Below are 16,902 nucleotides of genomic sequence, written 5' to 3'. Positions count from 1 at the left end.
TTAGCTGTGAGCTATTGACTTATGATTTAGCTGCGAGCTAAATACGCCCACCCCGGCACCCGTCGGGGTAGGGCAACCAGCCCGGTGACTTCCCCTGGGCACCAGCTGGTCTAGCCGTCGCGGCGCTCCCGACTCCCGGCGCCGCGGCGGCCGCCCTCCACTCCGTTGGAGGCGCACCGTGGACGAGATCCTGTCCCTGCTGTTCAATCCCGATTTCCAGTTCGGCGTCATCGCCGGCATCAGCCTGTCCGCCGTGAGCTGCGTGGTCTTCCTCGCACTGATCGGCGTCGTCGACGAGCACCACGACCGCCGCCGCGCCGAAGTGCTCGACCAGGTCGAGCACCACCAGCGCACCATGGAGGCGATCCGCTACGGCGAGCCCCGGGCACCGATGCACGCCCCCGAGGCCGCCAACGACGCCACCCTCGACCTGCGCGAGGCCTATCGCCGCCCACAGGGCCGGCGGGCGGAAATGCGGAGCGGCCCGCGATGAGCGCCCTGATCGTGAGGCTGGGCCCGGTGGCCAACGCCGTCGAGCAGCACCAGCGCATTGGCAGCACCGAAAGCCGCCAGCAGGTCGTGAACCGCGTCCTCGCTGACATCCGTGCCGGCCACCACCCCTACGTGCCGGACATGGACGACCTGCAGCGGATCGAGCACGCAGGCCGCGCGCCGGCACAGGCGGTGCGGTCGTGAGCCGCCCCGCTCGACCTGTCGCCATGCACGACACCGCCCAGCTGGAGCGCGAGCAGCGCGCAGAACGCCGCGCCCTGCGGATTGCGCTGGTGATCGCCGCCGTGACGATCAGCTACGCCCTGATCCACGCGCGCGAGCTTGCGCAGGCGGTGATCGCATGAGCGAGATCAACTTTGTCGAGCAAGTTGCCCGGCAAAAGCTGGGGGTGGGGAACGACTGGCTCATGTACGCCTGGGAGGTCGTCGGCGAGCTGGAGCATGCCGATCTGATCGTGACCGGCGGTGTGCCCGTGGGGCTCTTCCAGAGAGGGCCGCGCAAAGGCCGACCCAAGTGGGATCGAAAGTTGTCGCAGCGCGTGGTGGTCACCCGCGCGGAGGAGCGCGCTGCATTGCTGGCGTTCGAAGCGTCGACCGGGAAGTGCTCCGGCTGCCAAGGCAGCGGAGAGCAATGGGCAGGCTGGAGCGCTGAGAGCGGCAACCGCACACGTCCATGCCGCCGATGCCAGGCGAGCGGCGTCGCGCCGGCTCTCGAAGGCCCGCAGCCATGACCGCCATCACCCTGCAACTTAACGCCAACGACGCCCGCCTCGTGCAGCTGGCACTCGCCCACCTCATCGGCGAACGCAAGCGCGCCGTGCAATACGCGGACCAGATCTCGCCCGAATCCCGCGCCGAGTTCTTGCGCAACATGGAAGCCGACAAGCAGGAAGCGCGCGAGATTTCGCACCGCATCGACTGCGCGCTCAACATCCGCCGCCGGATCACGCCCGAGCGCGTCGCAGCCGCCGAGCTGGTGAACTCGCTCCCCGACCAGCCCGCGACTGGCATGGACGTCGTGGACTGCACCGGCGTGATCAAGGGCAATGCGGATCTGGCCGACAACTACGGCAACGGTGGTGCCCGATGAGCGCGGTCTACACGCCCCGGCCGGCTCCAACCCTGCTCGCCGAGCTGGATCAGTTGCTGACCACCCAAGGCCGGTTGCTGTTCGCCAAGACAGCTTACGACCCCGACCAGGCGGAAGCGTTTGGCGTGTGTCTCCTCGACTTCATGCGCAGGCGCGGCATGGAAGTCCGGGCAAAGATCGCATTCCAGGAAGACACGCAGCAGCAGATGGGCCCGCTGGCCCGCGCCGTCGTGCGCGCCCGGACGCCTGCCGAGGAGACCGCTGCCTGCAAGGCGCTGGCCAAGTGGCTCAACGACGATCTGGACGCGGCGCTCCGTGACGCGCAGGACGGCGCCCCATGATCCACCAGGCCATCCGCCCCCGCCGCACCCTGCTCCCGCACACCTGCGGCCACACCCCGCGCCTGATCGAAACCCGCGGCCACGTCCTTACCGACGCCCGCCTGTTCGGCCAGCCCACGCGCATGTACCACGTCGAATGCCACCGCTGCGGCGTGGCCACGGCGCCGGTATGGACGCAGCGCACCGCCGAGAACCTCTGGGCCGCCGAATCCGGCCTCGTCGCCATCACCCACCTGCAGACCCTGCGCATCGAAGCCGAGCGCGGGCTGCTCACTGCCGCCTGAAGGAAACCGCCATGTCCGACACCACCCCGCGCTTCATCGCGCTCGACATCCACGCCCAGCCCCTGGCCGACGGCATGCCGCACCTGATCACCCGCGACACGCGCACGGGCCTGGAGTGGACCGACGCCACCGCGAGCATCTCGCGCCCGCACGCCGAGGCCATGACGGCCTGCGAGGCGGTGACCATCGCCGGCGGCGGCTGGCGCGCACCGACGCGCGAGGAGCTGCTGTCCATCGTCGACATCAGCCGATGCGATCCGGCGGTCGACCCCGAAGCGTTCCCGTTCGTAAAGCCGCGCTGGTACTGGAGCAGCGACGCGGCGGCCTGGTCTTCGGCCTCCGCGTGGCTCGTCCATTTCAACGGCGGCTTCGTCTACTACGGCCTCCGCCGCAACGGCGGCGGGTTCGCGTTGGCCGTGCGCCGTGCCGGTCAGTAATTGGCCCTTTTTGCCATGAGCCCACTCCCGCACATCCCGCCATTGCAGCGCGAAGCCCTGCTCGCCGCGTTGCAGTCGCCCACCCACACGCTGCGCCGCATGCGCGGTGGCTACGTCGCCCTCGGCGCCGACGTCCGCACCAGCGGCACCGCCACCGCCCACACCGTCACCCGCCGCATGGCCCTGCGCCTCGAGCGCGAAGGCCTGGTGGACTTCGACGACCCGGACTACCCCACCGTGATCACGCTCAACGCGCACGGCGTCGCCCTGGCCGAACAGCTGCGCAGCCAGCCGACCAAGGCGGCATCGCGATGAGGCATTCCGCATGACGGCCCGCCGCAACCACCCCTATCGCACCGGCCGCGCCGACCTCGTGCGCGCCTTCCTCGAAAGGAACCGCGACCAGGCATTCACCGCCCGCGAAGTCGCCAGCGCCGTCGAGCCCGGCGGCAAGGCCGACCTCGTGCACGCCACCCTGGCCAACCTCGCCCGCGCCGGCGAAATCCTCAAGCTCGGCAGCGGCTACGGCAACGTGCACTTCTGCGCCCAGCGCGAGTCGGCCAAGCCCAAGCGCGAGGCGCGCGCCAAGAGGACCGCCCCGCCGACGCCAACGGTGCCGCGCAAGCTCGCCACCACCGCGGACGCGGCGGCGCTGCGCGATCGCCTGCACCCCAAGCCCGCGCGCGAAACCATCAGCGGCCTCGCCCGCCTCACGCCCGCGCGTCGCGGTCGCAGCAGGCAGGCCAACTTCGCCGCCGCGCCCGGCACGGTCAGCCACCACGACTGCCCCGCACGCCGCGCCAGCGCCGCGCTGGCCGCCGACATCGCGGCATTCCAAGCCGGCGGCGGAAAGATCGAAGTCCTCGGCACCACCCAGGTCTTCCGCGTCGCGGAAGCCGACAACGATGAAGATTGAAGGAACCCAGATGGCCCACCCCAACGCCCTGTCCGGCCCGGACTTCCTCGAAGCGGTCGCTGAGCAGGAAGCCGCCAACGGCAACGACGTCAACGCCCACATCTTCCGCGAGCGCGCCCTGCAGTGGAAAGCGCTCGAGCAGCAGTTCAGCCGCCTGGCCGCCGCGAACGACGACATGTCATCGCGCCTGCAGCACATCGCCGAGCACGCGACCAGCGCGCCCGCCCACAGCGGCCCACTTCTCACCGCCCTTACGCGCTGACCGCGCACCAGGAGAGCACCCATGTCCGAACTGAGCATCCGCGTCACCCACCGCACCGAAATCGACGGCCGCGCGGTCGAGAAGACCATCGACATCGAAACCATTCCGTCGTTGCCGGCCGTGAGCCAGGTCGCGGCGCCCGCAAGGGTCGCCGCGGCCTCGCCCGAGCCCAGCGGGCAGCGATTCGAGAAGGTCCATACGAAAGGCGAAGCCCGCCACGTCGCCGTCCTCGACCACCAGACCGGCCTCATGTGGTCGGTCGAGTCCCTCGGCGATCCCGATGACGCCGACGACGGCATCACCCAGGAGCACTGCATCGAACGCTGCCGCGAGCTGCGCCTGCTCGGCTTCGAGGACTGGCGCCTGCCCACCCGTGCCGAGCTCGCCGGACTGGTCGACGACACGCGCCACGAACCCGCGATCGACACCGATCTCTTCCCCGGCGTGAAGCCGCGCTGGCACTGGACCAGCACGGCGGCGGCCTGGTCTTCGGCCTCCGCGTGGGGCGTCGGTTTCTACGACGGCGGCGTCAGCAGCGCCCGCCGCAGCGGCGACGGGTTCGCGTTGGCCGTGCGCCGTGCCGGTCAGTAATTGGCTTCTTTGACCTGACGCCATGAACACCGCAGTGCCACCCATCGTCAAAGCGTCCGAACGCCTGCTCGTCGACATCGAGCAGGCTGTCCGCCGCTTCGACCGGTATCACCGCTACGCGATCGGCACCGACCTGCGCGCCAAAGCGATGCAGGTCTATGACCTCGCCCAGCGGGCGTGGCGCGATCGCCAGCACCAGGCGCGATGGGTGGCACAGCTGGTGTGGGCCATCGACGAGCTGCGCCACCGCCTGCAGGCCGCCAAGCTGCTGCGTGCCACACCCAGCTTCTGTCAGTTCGAGCACCTCGCCCGCCAGATCTCCGAACTCGGCAAGCAGGCCGGCGGCTGGCATCGGCACCTCAACACCCCCAAGGGCCAGGATGCGCAAGGCCGGCAGGCCGTCGCGCAGCGCGCCCAGAAACTGAGTACCCGTGCCACCCCTGCGGGGGTCAACCCATGACGACGCCGTCCTACCCGTTCGGATGGCCGGCGAAGTCCCAAGTGCGCGGGGAGGCGGCGGCCTGGTCTTCGGCCTCCGCGTGGAACGTCAATTTCAACAACGGCAACGTCAACAACAACCACCGCAACAACAACGGGTTCGCGTTGGCCGTGCGCCGTGCCGGTGAGTTTCAGGGGGAAGGCGCCGACAGTGTCACGCTGCGCGCGCTCTACAACGCGTGGCGCCGGGCGCGCCGGCAGAAGGTGCCGAGCCACAACCAGCTGCACTTCGACGTCGAATGGCTCGAACACCTGCTACAGCTGCGGGCCGACATTGCTGCTGGCACCTGGTCGCCGCGGCCGTCGACCTGCTTCATCGCCACCCGTCCCAAGGCGCGCGAGATCCACGCGCCCGACTTCGCCGACCGCGTCGTGCACCACTGGCTGGTGCCGCAACTCGAAGCGATCTACGAACCCGGCTTCATCCACGACAGCTACGCCAACCGCGCCGGCCGCGGCAGCCACGCCGCCGTGCGCCGCCTGCAGCAGTTCGTCCGCCAGGTGCACAGCGGCCAAACCGGCGGCTGGTTCCTGCAGCTCGACATCCACAACTTCTTCAACAGCATCCACCGCCCCACGCTGTGGGCCATGCTCAAGCGACGCCTGCACCGCGCCGGCCTCGGCGACACCGCGCTGCGCGTCGCCCATGCCCTGCTGCGCCACGACCCGCTGCACGCCGGCGTGCAGGTGCGCGCCACGCCAGCCGAGCTGGCCCAGGTCCCGCCGCACAAGCGCCTGGCCAACGCCGCGCCAGGGTGTGGCCTGCCGATCGGCAACTTGTCCTCGCAGTTCTTCGCCAACGTCTACCTCGACGCCCTCGACCAGTTCGCCAAGCACCAGCTGCGCGCGCGCCGCTACCTGCGGTACGTCGACGACTTCGTCCTGGTCCACCACGACCGCGGCCAGCTCGACGCCTGGCGCCACCAGATCGAGGCCTTCCTCGCTGACCGGCTGAAGCTGTCGCTCAAGCCCGACATCCGGCTGCGCCCGCTCACCGACGGCATCGACTTCCTGGGCTACGTCGTGCGTCCCACGCACACCCTGGCGCGCCGCCGCGTCGTGGCCCATGCCACCGAGAAGCTGGCCGCGTTCGAAGCCCTGCACGTCCACAACGGCCGCCTGCGCGCCACGCGTGCCCAGCGGCAACAACTCCAGTCCGTGCTGGCCAGCTACGCCGGTCATTTCCAGCACGCCAACAGCCATCGCCTGCAGCAACGGCTGCGGGCTCGTTTCCCTTGGATCAATGAGGTAAGCCAATGAACATCACCGTCATCTTCGGGCCGCAGGCGTCGGGGAAAACCCGAAACGCGGAAAAGCTGAAGTCCTTCTACCGATGCAAGCGCGTCATCGACGACGAGTTCACGTGCGCGCACCACGCCAACGCCTACACCCCGCCCCACCACGCCCGCCTGCGGGATCGGGACCTGATCCTCACCAACGACGCGCGCACGGCCGATCTGCTCCGCGACAGGAATGCGAGAGTCATCCACATCGCCGACGCCTTGAGAGCGGCGGGAGTCGAGGCACCGTGACCGGGGGCGAGGTTGATGCGCCGTTCCAGCAGCGCGTCGCCCCATGGATGCTGGAGTGCTTCGGTGCCGCAATCGCCGCGGACGTGCAAGAGCGCGGCGACCGGCTCCTGGAGGAAGTGCTGGAGCTGCTGCAGGCTCACTGCTACGACTCCGGCCGCGTCGCCACCCTGCGCGACTACGTGTTCAACCGCCCGGTCGGCGAGCCCGCGCAGGAAGTCGGCGGCGTCATGGTCACGCTGGCGGCCTACTGCTTGGCCACCGGCCTCGACATGCACGAGGCCGGCGATACCGAGCTTGCGCGGGTCTGGACGAAGATCGAAGCCATCCGCCGCAAGCAAGCTGCGAAGCGCGACATCCACTCACCACTCCCATGCGTCAACAGCGAAGTGGGGGCCAGCTGCGATGGCTGACGGCTCCCACGCCTTCAACTTCCCGCTGCCGCAGCGCTCGCAGCTGCGCCCGGGCGAGATCGTCGTCGACCTGTTCGCCGGCGGTGGAGGCGCGAGCGAGGCGCTCAAGCAGGCGCTGGGCATCGATCCGGCGCTGGCCTACAACCACGACGAGTGGGCGATCGGCATGCACGCCGCGAATCACCCGCTGACCAAGCACCACCGTGAGGACATTTGGCACGCGGACCCGGCGCGCGACGTCGCCGGCCGACCGGTCGGCTGGTTCCATGCCTCGCCGGACTGCACGCACTTCTCCCAGGCCAAGGGCGGCCAGCCGCGCAACGGCAAGATCCGCTCGCTGTCGTGGGTGATCCCGAAGTGGATCGGGCAGCTGGCGAAGGTCGGGCTCGCGCCGCGGATCGTGAGCATGGAGAACGTCTGGCAGATCCGCACCTGGGGCCCGCTCGTCGCCAAGCGCGACAAGGCCACCGGCCGGGTGCTCAAGATGGACGGCACCGTCGCCGCCAAGGGCGAGCGCGTGCCGGTCGAGCTGCAGCAGCTGGTGCCCGACAAACGCCGCACCGGCCGCACCTGGCGTCAGTTCCTTGCGGTGCTGGAATCGTTCGGCTACGTGGGCGAGGCGCGCAAGCTGGTGGCGTCCGATTACGGCGCCGGCACCAGCCGCGAGCGCCTGTTCGGCGTGTGGCGCCGCGACGGCGAGCCGGTCGTCTGGCCGGCTCCGACGCACGGCAAGGCGCCGGGCCTGCTGCCGCTGGTCACCGCGGCCGACTGCATCGACTTCTCCGACCTGGGCCGGAGCATCTTCGACCGCCCGCGCCCGCTGGCCGACGCGACCATGCGCCGCATCGCCAAGGGCATCGTCAAGCACGTCCTGCAGGCCGACGAGCCGTTCTTCCTCACCGAGTTCGCCAACGCCAGCAATGACCGAACCTGGTCTGCGGCCGAGCCGCTGCGCACGCAATGCGCGGGCGTCAAGGGTGGGCACTTCGCCGTTGTGGCGCCGACGCTGGTGCAGACCGGTTACGGCGAGCGCGCAGGCCAGGAGCCGCGTGTCCCGGGCTTGGGTAAGCCCCTCGGCACGATCGTGGCGGGCGGCGTCAAGCACGCGCTCGTAAGCGCCTTCCTCGAGCAGGCGTGCAGCGGCTACTACACGGGCGCGGGGCAGGATCTGCGCCGGCCCGCGCCGACGATCTGCGCGAAGGGCAGCATCCAGCGCTTGGTCACCGCCGACATGGCGCAGCTGTCGCCGGAAGCCGAGGCCGGCGCGCTGCGCGTCGCGGCCTTCCTGATCTCGTACTACGGCAACGGCGACGCCTTGAGCCTGGCCGACCCGCTCGACACCGTGACCACGCGCGATCGCATGGCGCTGGTCACCGTCCACCTGCAGGGCGTGCTCTACGTCATCGTCGACATCGGCCTGCGGATGCTCAAGCCCGCCGAGCTGTTCCGCGCCCAGGGCTTCCCGCCCGACTACATCATCGACCGCACGGCCGATGGCCGGCGGATCACCACCACGGCCGCGGTGCGCATGGTCGGCAACAGCGTTAGCCCGCCACCGCTGTGCGCGCTGGCACGGGCGAACCTCGATCGGGCCGACGTGCCCCTGCAGGCCGCAGCATGAAGGCCGCCGAAGTTAAGTCCGCTTTCCCGACCGAGGCGGCGCTCTGCGACTGTTTCCTTGAGTCACTGCGCGCGATAGGCGGCTGGACGGCCTATCCGGAAACCGCGGGCTTCGACATTCTCGCGGTGTACGACAAGACGGGGCACCAGCTCGGCATCGAAGCGAAGCTCGCGCTGAACGCCAAGGTCGCCGACCAGATCCTGCCCGACCACTACATGGGCTACCACGACGAGGGCGTACCGGGACCAGACTTCCGCGCGGTGATCGTGCCGTGCACCACCGCCGCAAACGCCGGCATTGCGAAGATGCTGGGCATTCTCGGCGTGCAGGTCTGGGCGCCTGCTCGCGAGCAGCGCTGGACCGACGGCGACTTGGTGGACAGCTTCACCTTCCTGCGCGCGTTCAGCAGGCACACCTATACCGACGTCCACGGCAAGGTGGTGAATGCCGACCGGCGCGCTCACGACACCAACGACGGCCCGCTCCTGGCTTGGGACATGGCCTGGCACGACTGGAACCCGCCGAAGCGCTGCGAGTTGCCTGAAATCGTGCCGTGTGTGCGCGCGGGAGTGCCGGCGCCGCTGCAGCTCACGCCGTGGAAGATCGGCGCACTGCGCGTGCTGGCAGACCTCGAACTTGATGGCTTTGTCACCGCGAAGTCGGTGCGGGACTGCGGGGTCGATGCTCGCCGCTTCTGTGCTTCCGATGGCTGGCTGGAACAGCTCGGCAGTGGCCGCTGGGGTCGCGGCAAGATTCCGGCTTTCGACCAGCAGCACCCTGAGGCGTACGCCGAGCTTCTGGCTGCCGCTCGGGCGAAGCGGGCGATCGCCGCGTGAAACTCCTCACCCCACCCGCATGGCTCGACAAGTACTTCGCCGACGAATCTCGCCCGGCCGAAGTCACCGCCCTGCGCTGGCTGCGCGCCGGCAAGGTCGCCGGGCGCAAGGTCGGCGGAAAATGGTTCGTCGACGAGCACGCCTGGCTGGCGGCCAACGACGACCCGGCCGAGGCCGAGCTCGTGCAGCGCGTGCTCGACGGGAGGTAGGCTATGGCGATGGGACGCTCCCGCACTCGAGCCCGGGCCGGTTGGCCGGACAACCTCTACCCGAACCGGGACGGCTTCAAATACCGCCACCCAGTGAGCCGGAAAGAGACATGGATGGGCCGGGACAAGGCCCTCGCGTTCGCCGCAGCCCGCAAACTCAACACCCTCCTGATGCCCGGCGGCGACCTCGTGGCCAAGGTCACCGGCGCCCAGAAGACGGTGGCCGACGCCGTGCAACTGTTCCGGGAAGACGAGATCCCCTCGCGCGGGTGGAAGCCCAAGACGGCTGCCTGGTACGACGTGTTCCTCGGCCAGATCAACGCCGACCTCGGACCCGATGCCGTGGCCGACGTCACCGTCAACGCGCTGGCCGTGTGGATCCGCGGCAAGACCTCGTCCGCCCGAAGCCGGCAGACCTATCGCCTCCTGCTCGACTGGATCTTCGGTTGCGCCCTGCAGGAGGGCTGGATCGACGAAAACCCCGCCGCGCAGCTGCGCAAGTTCCACCACACGCGCCAGCGGGAACGGCTCACCCTCGATGGCTACAAGGCGATCCACGGCGCTGCACCGGCATGGCTCCAGAACGCCATGGACCTGTCCCTTGTCACTCTGCTGCGGCGCGAGGACATCGCCGCCCTCGCCTTCGCCGACCACCACGACGACGCGCTGTGGGTCGTGCCGGAGAAGACCGACGCCAGCACCATGCTGAAGCTCAAGATCGCGGTGACCGACGAACTCGCCGCGCTGATCAAGCGGTGCCGCGACGACGTGCTGTCGCCGTACATGGTCCACCGGCTACCCGGCAAGGCACGCCCGAAACAGTCCCAGGCCAAGGCGCGGCGGCATCACACCCAGGTGCTGCCCGAGCAGATCACCCGCGCCTTCGCCGACGTCCGTGACTCCCTCGAGCTCGGTGGCGACAACCCGCCCACCTTCCACGAGATCCGCAGCCTGGGCGGCGCGCTGCTGATGACCGAGCGCGGCTGGTCCAAGACCCAGGTGCAAGCACTCATGGGCCACGCCAGCGAGGCGATGACCACCGTCTACCTCGAAGGGCACGAAGTGCCGTGGATCGAGGTAGCGCCTGGACTGTCGCTACCGTGAGGAACATCGACCTGGAAAATCAGCTATCCATGCAGCGCGGACTCAACGACATATGCAGCACGGCCTGCATGCGTCTGCCGCTCGACGCCTCGGTGCGAAAGTTCTTTACCTCCACCGCATTCTTACTCGCCATCGACTTCCACAGAGCAGCAGCCAGCTCCTTGGCGAGCGGGTCGTACGCCATCGCGGCAGCTCTGCTCCGCCCCATCATGGAGTGCGCGATCACCGCAGCCTGGTTTCAATACCGGGCAGATGAACAGCGACTCTTACGGATGCACAACAATCCGTTGGATCTGCAACACATGTGGATCGATGATGCGGATGTGCCAGCGGTCCGGCAGATGCTGACGGAGCTGGAAGACGTGCCCTACCTCCAGGAATACGTCTCCAACATGCAAGCGCTGTTCGGGAAGAGGGGCAATGGCAAGTTCTTCCACAAGTACACCCACCCCACCGTGTTTCAGCTGAAGCGGACGTTTGTCGAGCGCTCGAACCCGGTCCCGTTCACTACAACCGAGGTGCGCGGGTTGATCGCTCTAGCAGACCTCGGCCTGCTGGCATGCGCGTCTGTCTTTCAGGCTCAGACGCAGGATTCCGATTTGAAGCTCTACATCAAATACCGCTACGACCTCATCCTCTCGGGCTTGCCCCGCGCGGAGGGACAGCCCGTGTGGGAGCCCTGGACGCCCCTGCCTGAGACCCAAATGGTCCCGTAGGCGGCGTGCCGAGGCTGGGCGCGCGAATGCTCTTCGGAGCGCGTGCCCACCCTCGGCCGCCAAGCATTAGGGTGGGAATAGGGTGAGAATAGGGTGTAAACGAAAAAGCGGCCCCGAGGAAACCTCGCAAGCCGCTGATTCGTAAAGCTAAATTGGTCGGGGTAGCCGGATTTGAACCGACGACCACTTGTCCCCCAGACAAGTGCGCTACCAGGCTGCGCTATACCCCGGATGGGTGCGGATTATACCGGCTTCGCGGCCAGCGCCGCGCGTTTGCGGATCAGCGGCGCAGCAGCTGCAGGATCTCTTCGAGCTCCATCCGCACCTGGCGGATGATCTGGCTGCTCAGCGCCGATTCCTGCTTCGCGCCCTCGCCCTCCAGGCGCTGCCGGGCGCCGCCGATGGTGTAGCCCTGCTCGTACAGCAGCCCCCGGATCTGGCGCACCATCAGCACGTCGTGGCGCTGGTAGTAACGCCGGTTGCCGCGGCGCTTGACCGGGCTCAGGCTCGGGAATTCGGTCTCCCAGTAGCGCAGCACGTGCGGCTTGACGTCGCACAGCTCGCTGACTTCACCGATGGTGAAATAGCGCTTGGCCGGGATCGGCGGCAGTTCGCGATTGCTGCCCGGGTCAAGCATGGTGGATTCCCCCACCCGCGTACGCTTCCACGCGCTCCTTGAGCTTCTGGCCCGGGCGGAAGGTGACGACGGTACGCGCGGAGATCGGGATCTCCTCGCCGGTCTTCGGGTTGCGGCCCGGGCGCTGGTTCTTGCGGCGCAGGTCGAAGTTGCCGAAGCCCGACAGCTTGACCTGGCGGCCGGCCTGCAGGCCTTCGCGCAGGGCGTCGAAGAACGCATCGACGAATTCCTTGGCCTCGCGCTTGTTCAGCCCGACTTCCTCATACAAACGCTCGGCCATTTCCGCCTTGGTCAACGCCATTTCAGTTCCCCAACCTGACCGCTGTCATCCCCGGATCCGCGCCGCGTGCGCGGACTGCAGCGCAACCGTCACATCGGCCACTACCGCATCCACTTCGCGGTCGGTCAGAGTGCGTGAATCCTCCTGCAGAATCAAGCCCATGGCGAGACTCTTGAAACCCGATTCGACCCCCTTGCCGACATAGCGGTCGAACAGCTGCAGGTCGCGCAAGGCCTCGCCCGCAGCCTCCCGGACGGTGCGCGCGACGGCCTCCCAAGGCAGGTCCTGCGAGACGACGAACGCGAGATCCCGGCGGACCGACGGGAACCTCGACAGGCTCCGTGCGACCGGCACGCTACGCTCGCGCAGCGGCGCCAGGTCGACTTCGAACGCCACTACGGCGTGATCGAGCCCCAGCGCCTGCTGCAGGCGCGGGTGCAGTTCGCCGATCGCGCCGATGACCGCGCCGTCGCGCAGGACCTCGGCCGCGCGTCCCGGGTGCGCCCAGGCCAGCTGCGCCGCGCGGTACTCGAGTTTTGCGCCGGACAGCGCCGCAAGGCTGTCGAGGTCGCCCTTGAGATCGTGGACATCGACCCGGCGCGACGGCACGCCCCACTGCTCCACCGACGCGTCGCCGCACGCGACCGCCGCCATCCGCAGCGTTTCGACCGGTGCCGGGTGCTGACCCGGTTCCGTGCCGGCCCGGCCCGCGAAGACCTTGCCCAGTTCGAACAACCGCACCCGCGCCTGCTGCCGCGCCGCATTGCGTGCAAGCGCGTCGACCAGGCCCGGCAACAGCTGCGTGCGCATCACGCCCAATTCGGCGCTGAGCGGGTTGGCAAGCGGCACCGCGCCCGCCGTGGCCTGCCACGTGTCGAGCAGGCCGGCATCGACGAACGCGTAGTTGATCGCCTCCAGGTAGTCGCGCGCGACGATCTGGCGGCGCAGGTCCTGCTCCGGCACCTGCGTCTCGACGGGCGCCGCAAGCCGCGTGGCGCCACCGGGGAGCGTGGTCGGGATTGCGTCGTAACCGTGGATGCGGGCGACCTCTTCGATCAGGTCCTCCTCGATGGCGAGATCGAAGCGTCGGGTCGGCGCGGTGACGTTCCAGCCTTCGGCGTTCGCCGCGACGTCCAGGCCCAGCGCGCGCAGGATCCTTTCCACCTCGGCATCGGCGATCTGCAGGCCCAGCACGCGCGCCAGCCGGGCGCGACGCAGCGGGATTTCGCGAGGCTGCGGCAGGTGTGCGGGCAGCAAGGCCTCGGTCACCGGGCCGGGCGCGCCGCCGGCAATGTCGATGATCAGGCGCGTGGCGACCTCGATGGCCGTCCGCGGCAGTTCCGGGTCGACGCCGCGCTCGAAGCGGTGCCCGGCGTCCGTGTGCAGGCCGAGCTTGCGACCGCGGCCGATGATCGCCGCCGGAGCGAAGTGCGCGGCCTCGAGGAAGACGTTGCGCGTTGCCTGGGTCACGCGGGTGTCCGCCCCGCCCATGACGCCGGCCAGCGCGACCGCGCGATCGGCGTCGGTGACGACGAGGAAGCCCGGATCGACCGCGACGTCGCGTCCATCGAGCAGCGTCAGCGCCTCCCCTGCGCGCGCGTGGCGCACGCCGATCGGGCCGTGCAGGAGGTCGCGATCGAAGGCATGCATCGGCTGGCCGAGTTCGAGCATCACGTACTGGGTCACGTCCACCAGCAGCGATACCGGACGGATGCCGCTGCGGCGCAGGCGTTCGGCCATCCAGACCGGCGTCGGGCGGCTGGCATCGACGCCGCTGACGATGCGGCCGACATAGCGAGGAGCATCGGCGCCGGCGTCGAGCCGGACTTCGAGCGCCGCGTCGACCTGCGCGGGCACGGGCGTGGCTTCGAGCGTCGCCACCTGGCTCCCGCAGGCAGCGGCGACATCGAAGGCGATCCCGCGCACGCTGAAGCAATCGGCGCGGTTGGGCGTGAGCTTGAGCTCGATGGCCGCGTCGGGCAGGTCGAGATAGCCGGCCAGGGGCGCGCCGACGGGCGCGTCGTCGGGCAGTTCAAGCAGGCCCGAGGCGTCGGCATCGATGCCCAGCTCCTTGGCCGAGCACAGCATGCCGTTGGACTCGACACCGCGCAGCCTGGCGGCCTTGATGGTGATCTCTCCGACCTGCGTGCCGATCACGGCCAGCGGCGCAACCAGACCCGGGCGCGCATTGGGCGCACCGCACACGATCTGCAGCAGCGCGCCGTCGCCGGCGTCGACCTGGCAGACCTGCAGGCGATCGGCTTCGGGATGCTTCTCGGCCGACACGATGCGTGCGACCACGACGCCATCGAGCTGCGCGCCCAGCGGCGTCATGTCCTCGACCTCCAGGCCGATCGCGGTCAGCTTCGCGGCGAGCTGGTCGCGCGTGGCATCGGTGGCGACGTGTTGGCGGAGCCAGTTTTCGGAGAATTTCATCGCACCATCGTCCTGTCATTCCGGGCGGAGCGAAGAATCCGCCCCGTGCCGGCATTTGCAACCAAGAATCCCTCGCTGCGCTCGGGATGACACCAACGCAACGGCAATCCTCAGGCGAACTGCCTGAGGAACCGCACGTCGTTGTCGAAGAAGCTGCGCAGGTCATCAACGCCGTAGCGCAGCATCGCAAAGCGCTCCACGCCGAGGCCGAAGGCGAAGCCGGTATAGCGCTCGGGATCGATGCCGACGCTGCGCAGCACGTTCGGATGCACCATGCCGCAGCCCAGCACTTCCAGCCAGCGCGTCGAGCCATCGGGCTGCTGCCAGGCAATGTCGACTTCCGCCGACGGCTCGGTGAAGGGGAAGTAGCTGGGGCGGAAGCGCATCTCGAAATCACGCTCGAAGAACGCCCGCACGAACTCCGACAGCGTGCCCTTGAGGTCGGCGAAGCTTGCGTGCTCGTCGACCAGCAGGCCTTCGCACTGGTGGAACATCGGCGTGTGGGTCTGGTCGGAGTCGCTGCGGTAGACCTTGCCCAGCGCGATCATGCGCAGCGGCGGCGCGCCCCCGCCGGCCAGCAGGTCCTGCATGTAGCGCACCTGCACGCCCGAGGTATGGGTGCGCAGCAGGCGCGGGACGCCGCTGCCGTCCGGGCGCATGTAGAACGTGTCGTGCATCGCCCGCGCCGGGTGGTGCGGCGGGAAGTTCAGCGCCTCGAAGTTGTGCCAGTCGTCCTCGATTTCCGGGCCGTCGGACAGCTCGTAGCCGAGGCGACCGAAGATGTCGGCGATGCGCTCCATCGTGCGGCTGACCGGGTGCAGGCCGCCGCGCGCGGCATCGCGCCCGGGAAGCGTGATGTCGATGGTCTCGGTCGCCAGGCGCGCGTCGAGCGCCACCTCGTCGAGCGCGGACTTGCGCGCCGACAGCGCGGCGCCGATCGCGTCGCGCGCGCGGTTGATCGCCTCGCCCGCGGCCTTGCGCTGCTCGCCGGGCAGCGCGCCCAGGGACCTGAGTTGCATGGTGACGCTGCCGCTCTTGCCCAGCAGCGCGACCCGCAGGGCTTCCAGCGCATCGGGGCTCTCGGCCGCGCCGATGTCGGCCAGCGCCTGCCGCGTCAGTTGTTCGATCTCAGTCATCGGCACCGCATCCTCGGACCATTTCTCTTCAGACCACGTCGACGCATCATCTTGTCATCCCGAGCGCGGCGCGGGATCCCGGACGCAGCGGGTTTCCTCGCCGTGCCAGGGATGATGTCTTGAGCGCTGGCGTCGCCACCGCAACAAAGGAGCAACCCCCAAAACGAAACATGGGGAAGGACTTGCGCCCTTCCCCATGCGTGTACCGTGGTTGTCCGTGGGGCCGCCATGGCGACTCCCATCAAACCAACTTACGCCGCGAGCGCGCCCTTTGCCTTTTCCGCCAGCGCGGTAAAGCCGGCCGCGTCATGCACGGCGATGTCCGCCAGCACCTTGCGGTCGAGGGTGATGCCGGCTTTCAGCAGGCCGTTCATGAAGCGGCTGTAGCTGATGCCGTTGGCGCGGGAGGCCGCGTTGATGCGGGCGATCCACAGCGAACGGAAATTGCGCTTCTTCTGCTTGCGGCCGATGTAGGCGTACTGCAGCGCCTTCGTCACCGCCTGCTTGGCGACGCGGAAGACCTTGCGGCGGGCGTGGTAGTAGCCCTTGGCCTGCTTCAGGATTTTCTTGTGCCGACGGCGGGCCGTCACACCACGTTTGACTCGTGCCATTGTTCAGCCCTCCTCAGAGATAGGGAAGCATGCGATCGAGACGGCCTGCGTCCTCGGCACGAACGTGGTTCGTCTGCCGGAGGTTGCGCTTCCGCTTGGTCGCTTTCTTGGTGAGGATGTGGCTGCGGTTGGCGTGGCCTGCCTTGTACTTGCCGGAAGCGGTCTTCCGGAAGCGCTTGGCCGCGCCCCGATGCGTCTTGATCTTGGGCATTGCGTTGTCCTTGAGGGTGTTCTTCTACTGGCCCGGGCGGTGGCCACTGGCACGGTGAAGTGCCGCCACGCTTTCCATCCTGCCCTTGCCGGCTTGTAAGTCCTTGATCCGGAAGCGGATCGGGACGGGTCCTGATGTTGCGCCTACAACCCGGAAAACCGGGCCGCACATTATGCAGGGTCCGGGATTGTCTTGCAAATCATCCGGTTAGGGACCAGCGCTTCGGCTGGCG

27 protein-coding genes and 1 tRNA gene are annotated in these 16,902 nt (G+C 68.7%); 21 read left to right on the top strand and 7 right to left on the bottom strand.

Going from position 1 to position 16,902, the window contains the following annotated elements:
* Positions 1-178 precede the first annotated feature (178 nt).
* From ACFOM9_RS02815 to ACFOM9_RS02715, 21 genes are read left to right on the top strand one after another with little or no spacing between them, the layout of a single operon-like run.
* Positions 179-493, top strand: a complete 315-nt coding sequence (locus ACFOM9_RS02815) for a hypothetical protein (protein WP_386705969.1) — start codon at positions 179-181, stop codon at positions 491-493.
* A complete protein-coding gene (locus tag ACFOM9_RS02810) occupies positions 490-696 on the top strand; it encodes a hypothetical protein (protein WP_386705967.1) in 207 nt (68 codons plus the stop codon). The genes ACFOM9_RS02815 and ACFOM9_RS02810 overlap by 4 nt, the downstream gene beginning before the upstream one ends.
* Positions 697-719: 23 nt before the next feature.
* On the top strand, positions 720-857 hold the full coding sequence (locus tag ACFOM9_RS02805; protein ID WP_386705965.1) for a hypothetical protein: 138 nt from the start codon (positions 720-722) through the stop codon (positions 855-857).
* Positions 854-1,243, top strand: a complete 390-nt coding sequence (locus ACFOM9_RS02800) for a hypothetical protein (protein ID WP_386705963.1) — start codon at positions 854-856, stop codon at positions 1,241-1,243. The genes ACFOM9_RS02805 and ACFOM9_RS02800 overlap by 4 nt, the downstream gene beginning before the upstream one ends.
* The gene (locus tag ACFOM9_RS02795) at positions 1,240-1,602 is read left to right on the top strand and encodes a hypothetical protein (RefSeq protein ID WP_386705962.1); all 363 of its coding nucleotides are present in this window, start codon (positions 1,240-1,242) and stop codon (positions 1,600-1,602) included. The genes ACFOM9_RS02800 and ACFOM9_RS02795 overlap by 4 nt, the downstream gene beginning before the upstream one ends.
* Entirely contained in the window at positions 1,599-1,943 is a 345-nt protein-coding gene (locus ACFOM9_RS02790; RefSeq protein WP_386705960.1) for a hypothetical protein, read from the top strand. Before ACFOM9_RS02795 ends, ACFOM9_RS02790 begins: the two co-directional genes overlap by 4 nt.
* Positions 1,940-2,227, top strand: coding sequence for a hypothetical protein (locus tag ACFOM9_RS02785; protein WP_386705958.1), 288 nt, complete (start codon positions 1,940-1,942; stop codon positions 2,225-2,227). Before ACFOM9_RS02790 ends, ACFOM9_RS02785 begins: the two co-directional genes overlap by 4 nt.
* Positions 2,228-2,238: 11 nt before the next feature.
* Positions 2,239-2,664 (top strand): Lcl C-terminal domain-containing protein, encoded by a 426-nt coding sequence (locus ACFOM9_RS02780; RefSeq protein WP_386705956.1) that lies wholly within the window; start codon positions 2,239-2,241, stop codon positions 2,662-2,664.
* A 15-nt stretch (positions 2,665-2,679) separates the two neighbouring features.
* The gene (locus tag ACFOM9_RS02775) at positions 2,680-2,979 is read left to right on the top strand and encodes a hypothetical protein (RefSeq protein WP_386705954.1); all 300 of its coding nucleotides are present in this window, start codon (positions 2,680-2,682) and stop codon (positions 2,977-2,979) included.
* A gap of 10 nt (positions 2,980-2,989) precedes the next feature.
* Positions 2,990-3,580: a hypothetical protein gene (locus ACFOM9_RS02770; protein WP_386705953.1), complete on the top strand. Its 591-nt coding sequence runs from the start codon at positions 2,990-2,992 to the stop codon at positions 3,578-3,580.
* A 10-nt stretch (positions 3,581-3,590) separates the two neighbouring features.
* Positions 3,591-3,842, top strand: coding sequence for a hypothetical protein (locus tag ACFOM9_RS02765; RefSeq protein ID WP_386705951.1), 252 nt, complete (start codon positions 3,591-3,593; stop codon positions 3,840-3,842).
* Positions 3,843-3,863: 21 nt separating this feature from the next.
* Positions 3,864-4,433, top strand: a complete 570-nt coding sequence (locus tag ACFOM9_RS02760; protein WP_386705949.1) for an Lcl C-terminal domain-containing protein — start codon at positions 3,864-3,866, stop codon at positions 4,431-4,433.
* Between the two features lie 22 nt (positions 4,434-4,455).
* Positions 4,456-4,893, top strand: coding sequence for a four helix bundle protein (locus tag ACFOM9_RS02755; RefSeq protein ID WP_386705947.1), 438 nt, complete (start codon positions 4,456-4,458; stop codon positions 4,891-4,893).
* Positions 4,890-6,191, top strand: a complete 1,302-nt coding sequence (locus ACFOM9_RS02750; protein WP_386705945.1) for a reverse transcriptase domain-containing protein — start codon at positions 4,890-4,892, stop codon at positions 6,189-6,191. Before ACFOM9_RS02755 ends, ACFOM9_RS02750 begins: the two co-directional genes overlap by 4 nt.
* The gene (locus ACFOM9_RS02745) at positions 6,188-6,463 is read left to right on the top strand and encodes a hypothetical protein (protein WP_386705943.1); all 276 of its coding nucleotides are present in this window, start codon (positions 6,188-6,190) and stop codon (positions 6,461-6,463) included. The genes ACFOM9_RS02750 and ACFOM9_RS02745 overlap by 4 nt, the downstream gene beginning before the upstream one ends.
* The gene (locus ACFOM9_RS02740; RefSeq protein ID WP_386705941.1) at positions 6,460-6,873 is read left to right on the top strand and encodes a hypothetical protein; all 414 of its coding nucleotides are present in this window, start codon (positions 6,460-6,462) and stop codon (positions 6,871-6,873) included. The genes ACFOM9_RS02745 and ACFOM9_RS02740 overlap by 4 nt, the downstream gene beginning before the upstream one ends.
* Positions 6,866-8,494, top strand: coding sequence for a DNA cytosine methyltransferase (locus ACFOM9_RS02735; RefSeq protein ID WP_386705939.1), 1,629 nt, complete (start codon positions 6,866-6,868; stop codon positions 8,492-8,494). The genes ACFOM9_RS02740 and ACFOM9_RS02735 overlap by 8 nt, the downstream gene beginning before the upstream one ends.
* The gene (locus ACFOM9_RS02730; protein ID WP_386705937.1) at positions 8,491-9,330 is read left to right on the top strand and encodes a hypothetical protein; all 840 of its coding nucleotides are present in this window, start codon (positions 8,491-8,493) and stop codon (positions 9,328-9,330) included. The genes ACFOM9_RS02735 and ACFOM9_RS02730 overlap by 4 nt, the downstream gene beginning before the upstream one ends.
* A complete protein-coding gene (locus ACFOM9_RS02725; RefSeq protein WP_386705935.1) occupies positions 9,327-9,539 on the top strand; it encodes a hypothetical protein in 213 nt (70 codons plus the stop codon). Before ACFOM9_RS02730 ends, ACFOM9_RS02725 begins: the two co-directional genes overlap by 4 nt.
* 3 nt (positions 9,540-9,542) lie before the next feature.
* Positions 9,543-10,643, top strand: a complete 1,101-nt coding sequence (locus tag ACFOM9_RS02720; protein ID WP_386705933.1) for a tyrosine-type recombinase/integrase — start codon at positions 9,543-9,545, stop codon at positions 10,641-10,643.
* Positions 10,640-11,359, top strand: coding sequence for a DUF6988 family protein (locus ACFOM9_RS02715; protein ID WP_386705931.1), 720 nt, complete (start codon positions 10,640-10,642; stop codon positions 11,357-11,359). Before ACFOM9_RS02720 ends, ACFOM9_RS02715 begins: the two co-directional genes overlap by 4 nt.
* A gap of 153 nt (positions 11,360-11,512) precedes the next feature.
* Here ACFOM9_RS02715 and ACFOM9_RS02710 read toward each other — a convergent pair.
* The 7 genes from ACFOM9_RS02710 to rpmI form a co-directional block, all read right to left on the bottom strand.
* A tRNA-Pro gene (locus ACFOM9_RS02710) sits at positions 11,513-11,589 on the bottom strand.
* Positions 11,590-11,639: 50 nt separating this feature from the next.
* Positions 11,640-11,996, bottom strand: a complete 357-nt coding sequence (locus ACFOM9_RS02705) for a MerR family transcriptional regulator (RefSeq protein WP_386705929.1) — start codon at positions 11,994-11,996, stop codon at positions 11,640-11,642.
* On the bottom strand, positions 11,989-12,297 hold the full coding sequence (locus tag ACFOM9_RS02700) for an integration host factor subunit alpha (RefSeq protein WP_386705927.1): 309 nt from the start codon (positions 12,295-12,297) through the stop codon (positions 11,989-11,991). Before ACFOM9_RS02700 ends, ACFOM9_RS02705 begins: the two co-directional genes overlap by 8 nt.
* A gap of 24 nt (positions 12,298-12,321) precedes the next feature.
* Positions 12,322-14,712 carry a phenylalanine--tRNA ligase subunit beta gene (gene pheT, locus ACFOM9_RS02695; RefSeq protein WP_386705925.1) on the bottom strand — a complete coding sequence of 797 codons (2,391 nt, stop codon included), beginning with the start codon at positions 14,710-14,712 and terminating at the stop codon, positions 12,322-12,324.
* A 110-nt stretch (positions 14,713-14,822) separates the two neighbouring features.
* Complete coding sequence (gene pheS, locus ACFOM9_RS02690) at positions 14,823-15,848, bottom strand: phenylalanine--tRNA ligase subunit alpha (protein ID WP_386705923.1); 1,026 nt, start codon at positions 15,846-15,848, stop codon at positions 14,823-14,825.
* A 251-nt stretch (positions 15,849-16,099) separates the two neighbouring features.
* On the bottom strand, positions 16,100-16,459 hold the full coding sequence (rplT, locus tag ACFOM9_RS02685) for a 50S ribosomal protein L20 (RefSeq protein ID WP_386705921.1): 360 nt from the start codon (positions 16,457-16,459) through the stop codon (positions 16,100-16,102).
* A gap of 13 nt (positions 16,460-16,472) precedes the next feature.
* A complete protein-coding gene (rpmI, locus tag ACFOM9_RS02680) occupies positions 16,473-16,670 on the bottom strand; it encodes a 50S ribosomal protein L35 (RefSeq protein WP_024889803.1) in 198 nt (65 codons plus the stop codon).
* Between the last annotated feature and the right edge of the window lie 232 nt (positions 16,671-16,902).

The organism is Luteimonas notoginsengisoli (genome assembly GCF_042648885.1).
GTDB classification, from domain to species: Bacteria; Pseudomonadota; Gammaproteobacteria; order Xanthomonadales; family Xanthomonadaceae; genus Luteimonas; species Luteimonas notoginsengisoli.
This window is presented reverse-complemented; position numbering and strand designations above follow the sequence as displayed.

Bases quoted from the DNA above. Each gene is read 5' to 3' on its own strand.
- ACFOM9_RS02700 (WP_386705927.1), bottom strand. From the start codon at position 12,297: ATGGCGTTGACCAAGGCGGAAATGGCCGAGCGTTTGTATGAGGAAGTC.
- ACFOM9_RS02785 (WP_386705958.1), top strand. From the start codon at position 1,940: ATGATCCACCAGGCCATCCGCCCCCGCCGCACCCTGCTCCCGCACACC.
- ACFOM9_RS02780 (WP_386705956.1), top strand. From the start codon at position 2,239: ATGTCCGACACCACCCCGCGCTTCATCGCGCTCGACATCCACGCCCAG.
- ACFOM9_RS02765 (WP_386705951.1), top strand. From the start codon at position 3,591: ATGGCCCACCCCAACGCCCTGTCCGGCCCGGACTTCCTCGAAGCGGTC.
- ACFOM9_RS02770 (WP_386705953.1), top strand. From the start codon at position 2,990: ATGACGGCCCGCCGCAACCACCCCTATCGCACCGGCCGCGCCGACCTC.
- ACFOM9_RS02790 (WP_386705960.1), top strand. From the start codon at position 1,599: ATGAGCGCGGTCTACACGCCCCGGCCGGCTCCAACCCTGCTCGCCGAG.
- ACFOM9_RS02720 (WP_386705933.1), top strand. From the start codon at position 9,543: ATGGCGATGGGACGCTCCCGCACTCGAGCCCGGGCCGGTTGGCCGGAC.
- pheS (WP_386705923.1), bottom strand. From the start codon at position 15,848: ATGACTGAGATCGAACAACTGACGCGGCAGGCGCTGGCCGACATCGGC.
- rplT (WP_386705921.1), bottom strand. From the start codon at position 16,459: ATGGCACGAGTCAAACGTGGTGTGACGGCCCGCCGTCGGCACAAGAAA.
- ACFOM9_RS02775 (WP_386705954.1), top strand. From the start codon at position 2,680: ATGAGCCCACTCCCGCACATCCCGCCATTGCAGCGCGAAGCCCTGCTC.
- ACFOM9_RS02795 (WP_386705962.1), top strand. From the start codon at position 1,240: ATGACCGCCATCACCCTGCAACTTAACGCCAACGACGCCCGCCTCGTG.
- pheT (WP_386705925.1), bottom strand. From the start codon at position 14,712: ATGAAATTCTCCGAAAACTGGCTCCGCCAACACGTCGCCACCGATGCC.
- ACFOM9_RS02805 (WP_386705965.1), top strand. From the start codon at position 720: ATGCACGACACCGCCCAGCTGGAGCGCGAGCAGCGCGCAGAACGCCGC.
- ACFOM9_RS02745 (WP_386705943.1), top strand. From the start codon at position 6,188: ATGAACATCACCGTCATCTTCGGGCCGCAGGCGTCGGGGAAAACCCGA.
- ACFOM9_RS02810 (WP_386705967.1), top strand. From the start codon at position 490: ATGAGCGCCCTGATCGTGAGGCTGGGCCCGGTGGCCAACGCCGTCGAG.
- ACFOM9_RS02800 (WP_386705963.1), top strand. From the start codon at position 854: ATGAGCGAGATCAACTTTGTCGAGCAAGTTGCCCGGCAAAAGCTGGGG.
- ACFOM9_RS02730 (WP_386705937.1), top strand. From the start codon at position 8,491: ATGAAGGCCGCCGAAGTTAAGTCCGCTTTCCCGACCGAGGCGGCGCTC.
- ACFOM9_RS02735 (WP_386705939.1), top strand. From the start codon at position 6,866: ATGGCTGACGGCTCCCACGCCTTCAACTTCCCGCTGCCGCAGCGCTCG.
- ACFOM9_RS02750 (WP_386705945.1), top strand. From the start codon at position 4,890: ATGACGACGCCGTCCTACCCGTTCGGATGGCCGGCGAAGTCCCAAGTG.
- ACFOM9_RS02705 (WP_386705929.1), bottom strand. From the start codon at position 11,996: ATGCTTGACCCGGGCAGCAATCGCGAACTGCCGCCGATCCCGGCCAAG.
- rpmI (WP_024889803.1), bottom strand. From the start codon at position 16,670: ATGCCCAAGATCAAGACGCATCGGGGCGCGGCCAAGCGCTTCCGGAAG.
- ACFOM9_RS02760 (WP_386705949.1), top strand. From the start codon at position 3,864: ATGTCCGAACTGAGCATCCGCGTCACCCACCGCACCGAAATCGACGGC.
- ACFOM9_RS02755 (WP_386705947.1), top strand. From the start codon at position 4,456: ATGAACACCGCAGTGCCACCCATCGTCAAAGCGTCCGAACGCCTGCTC.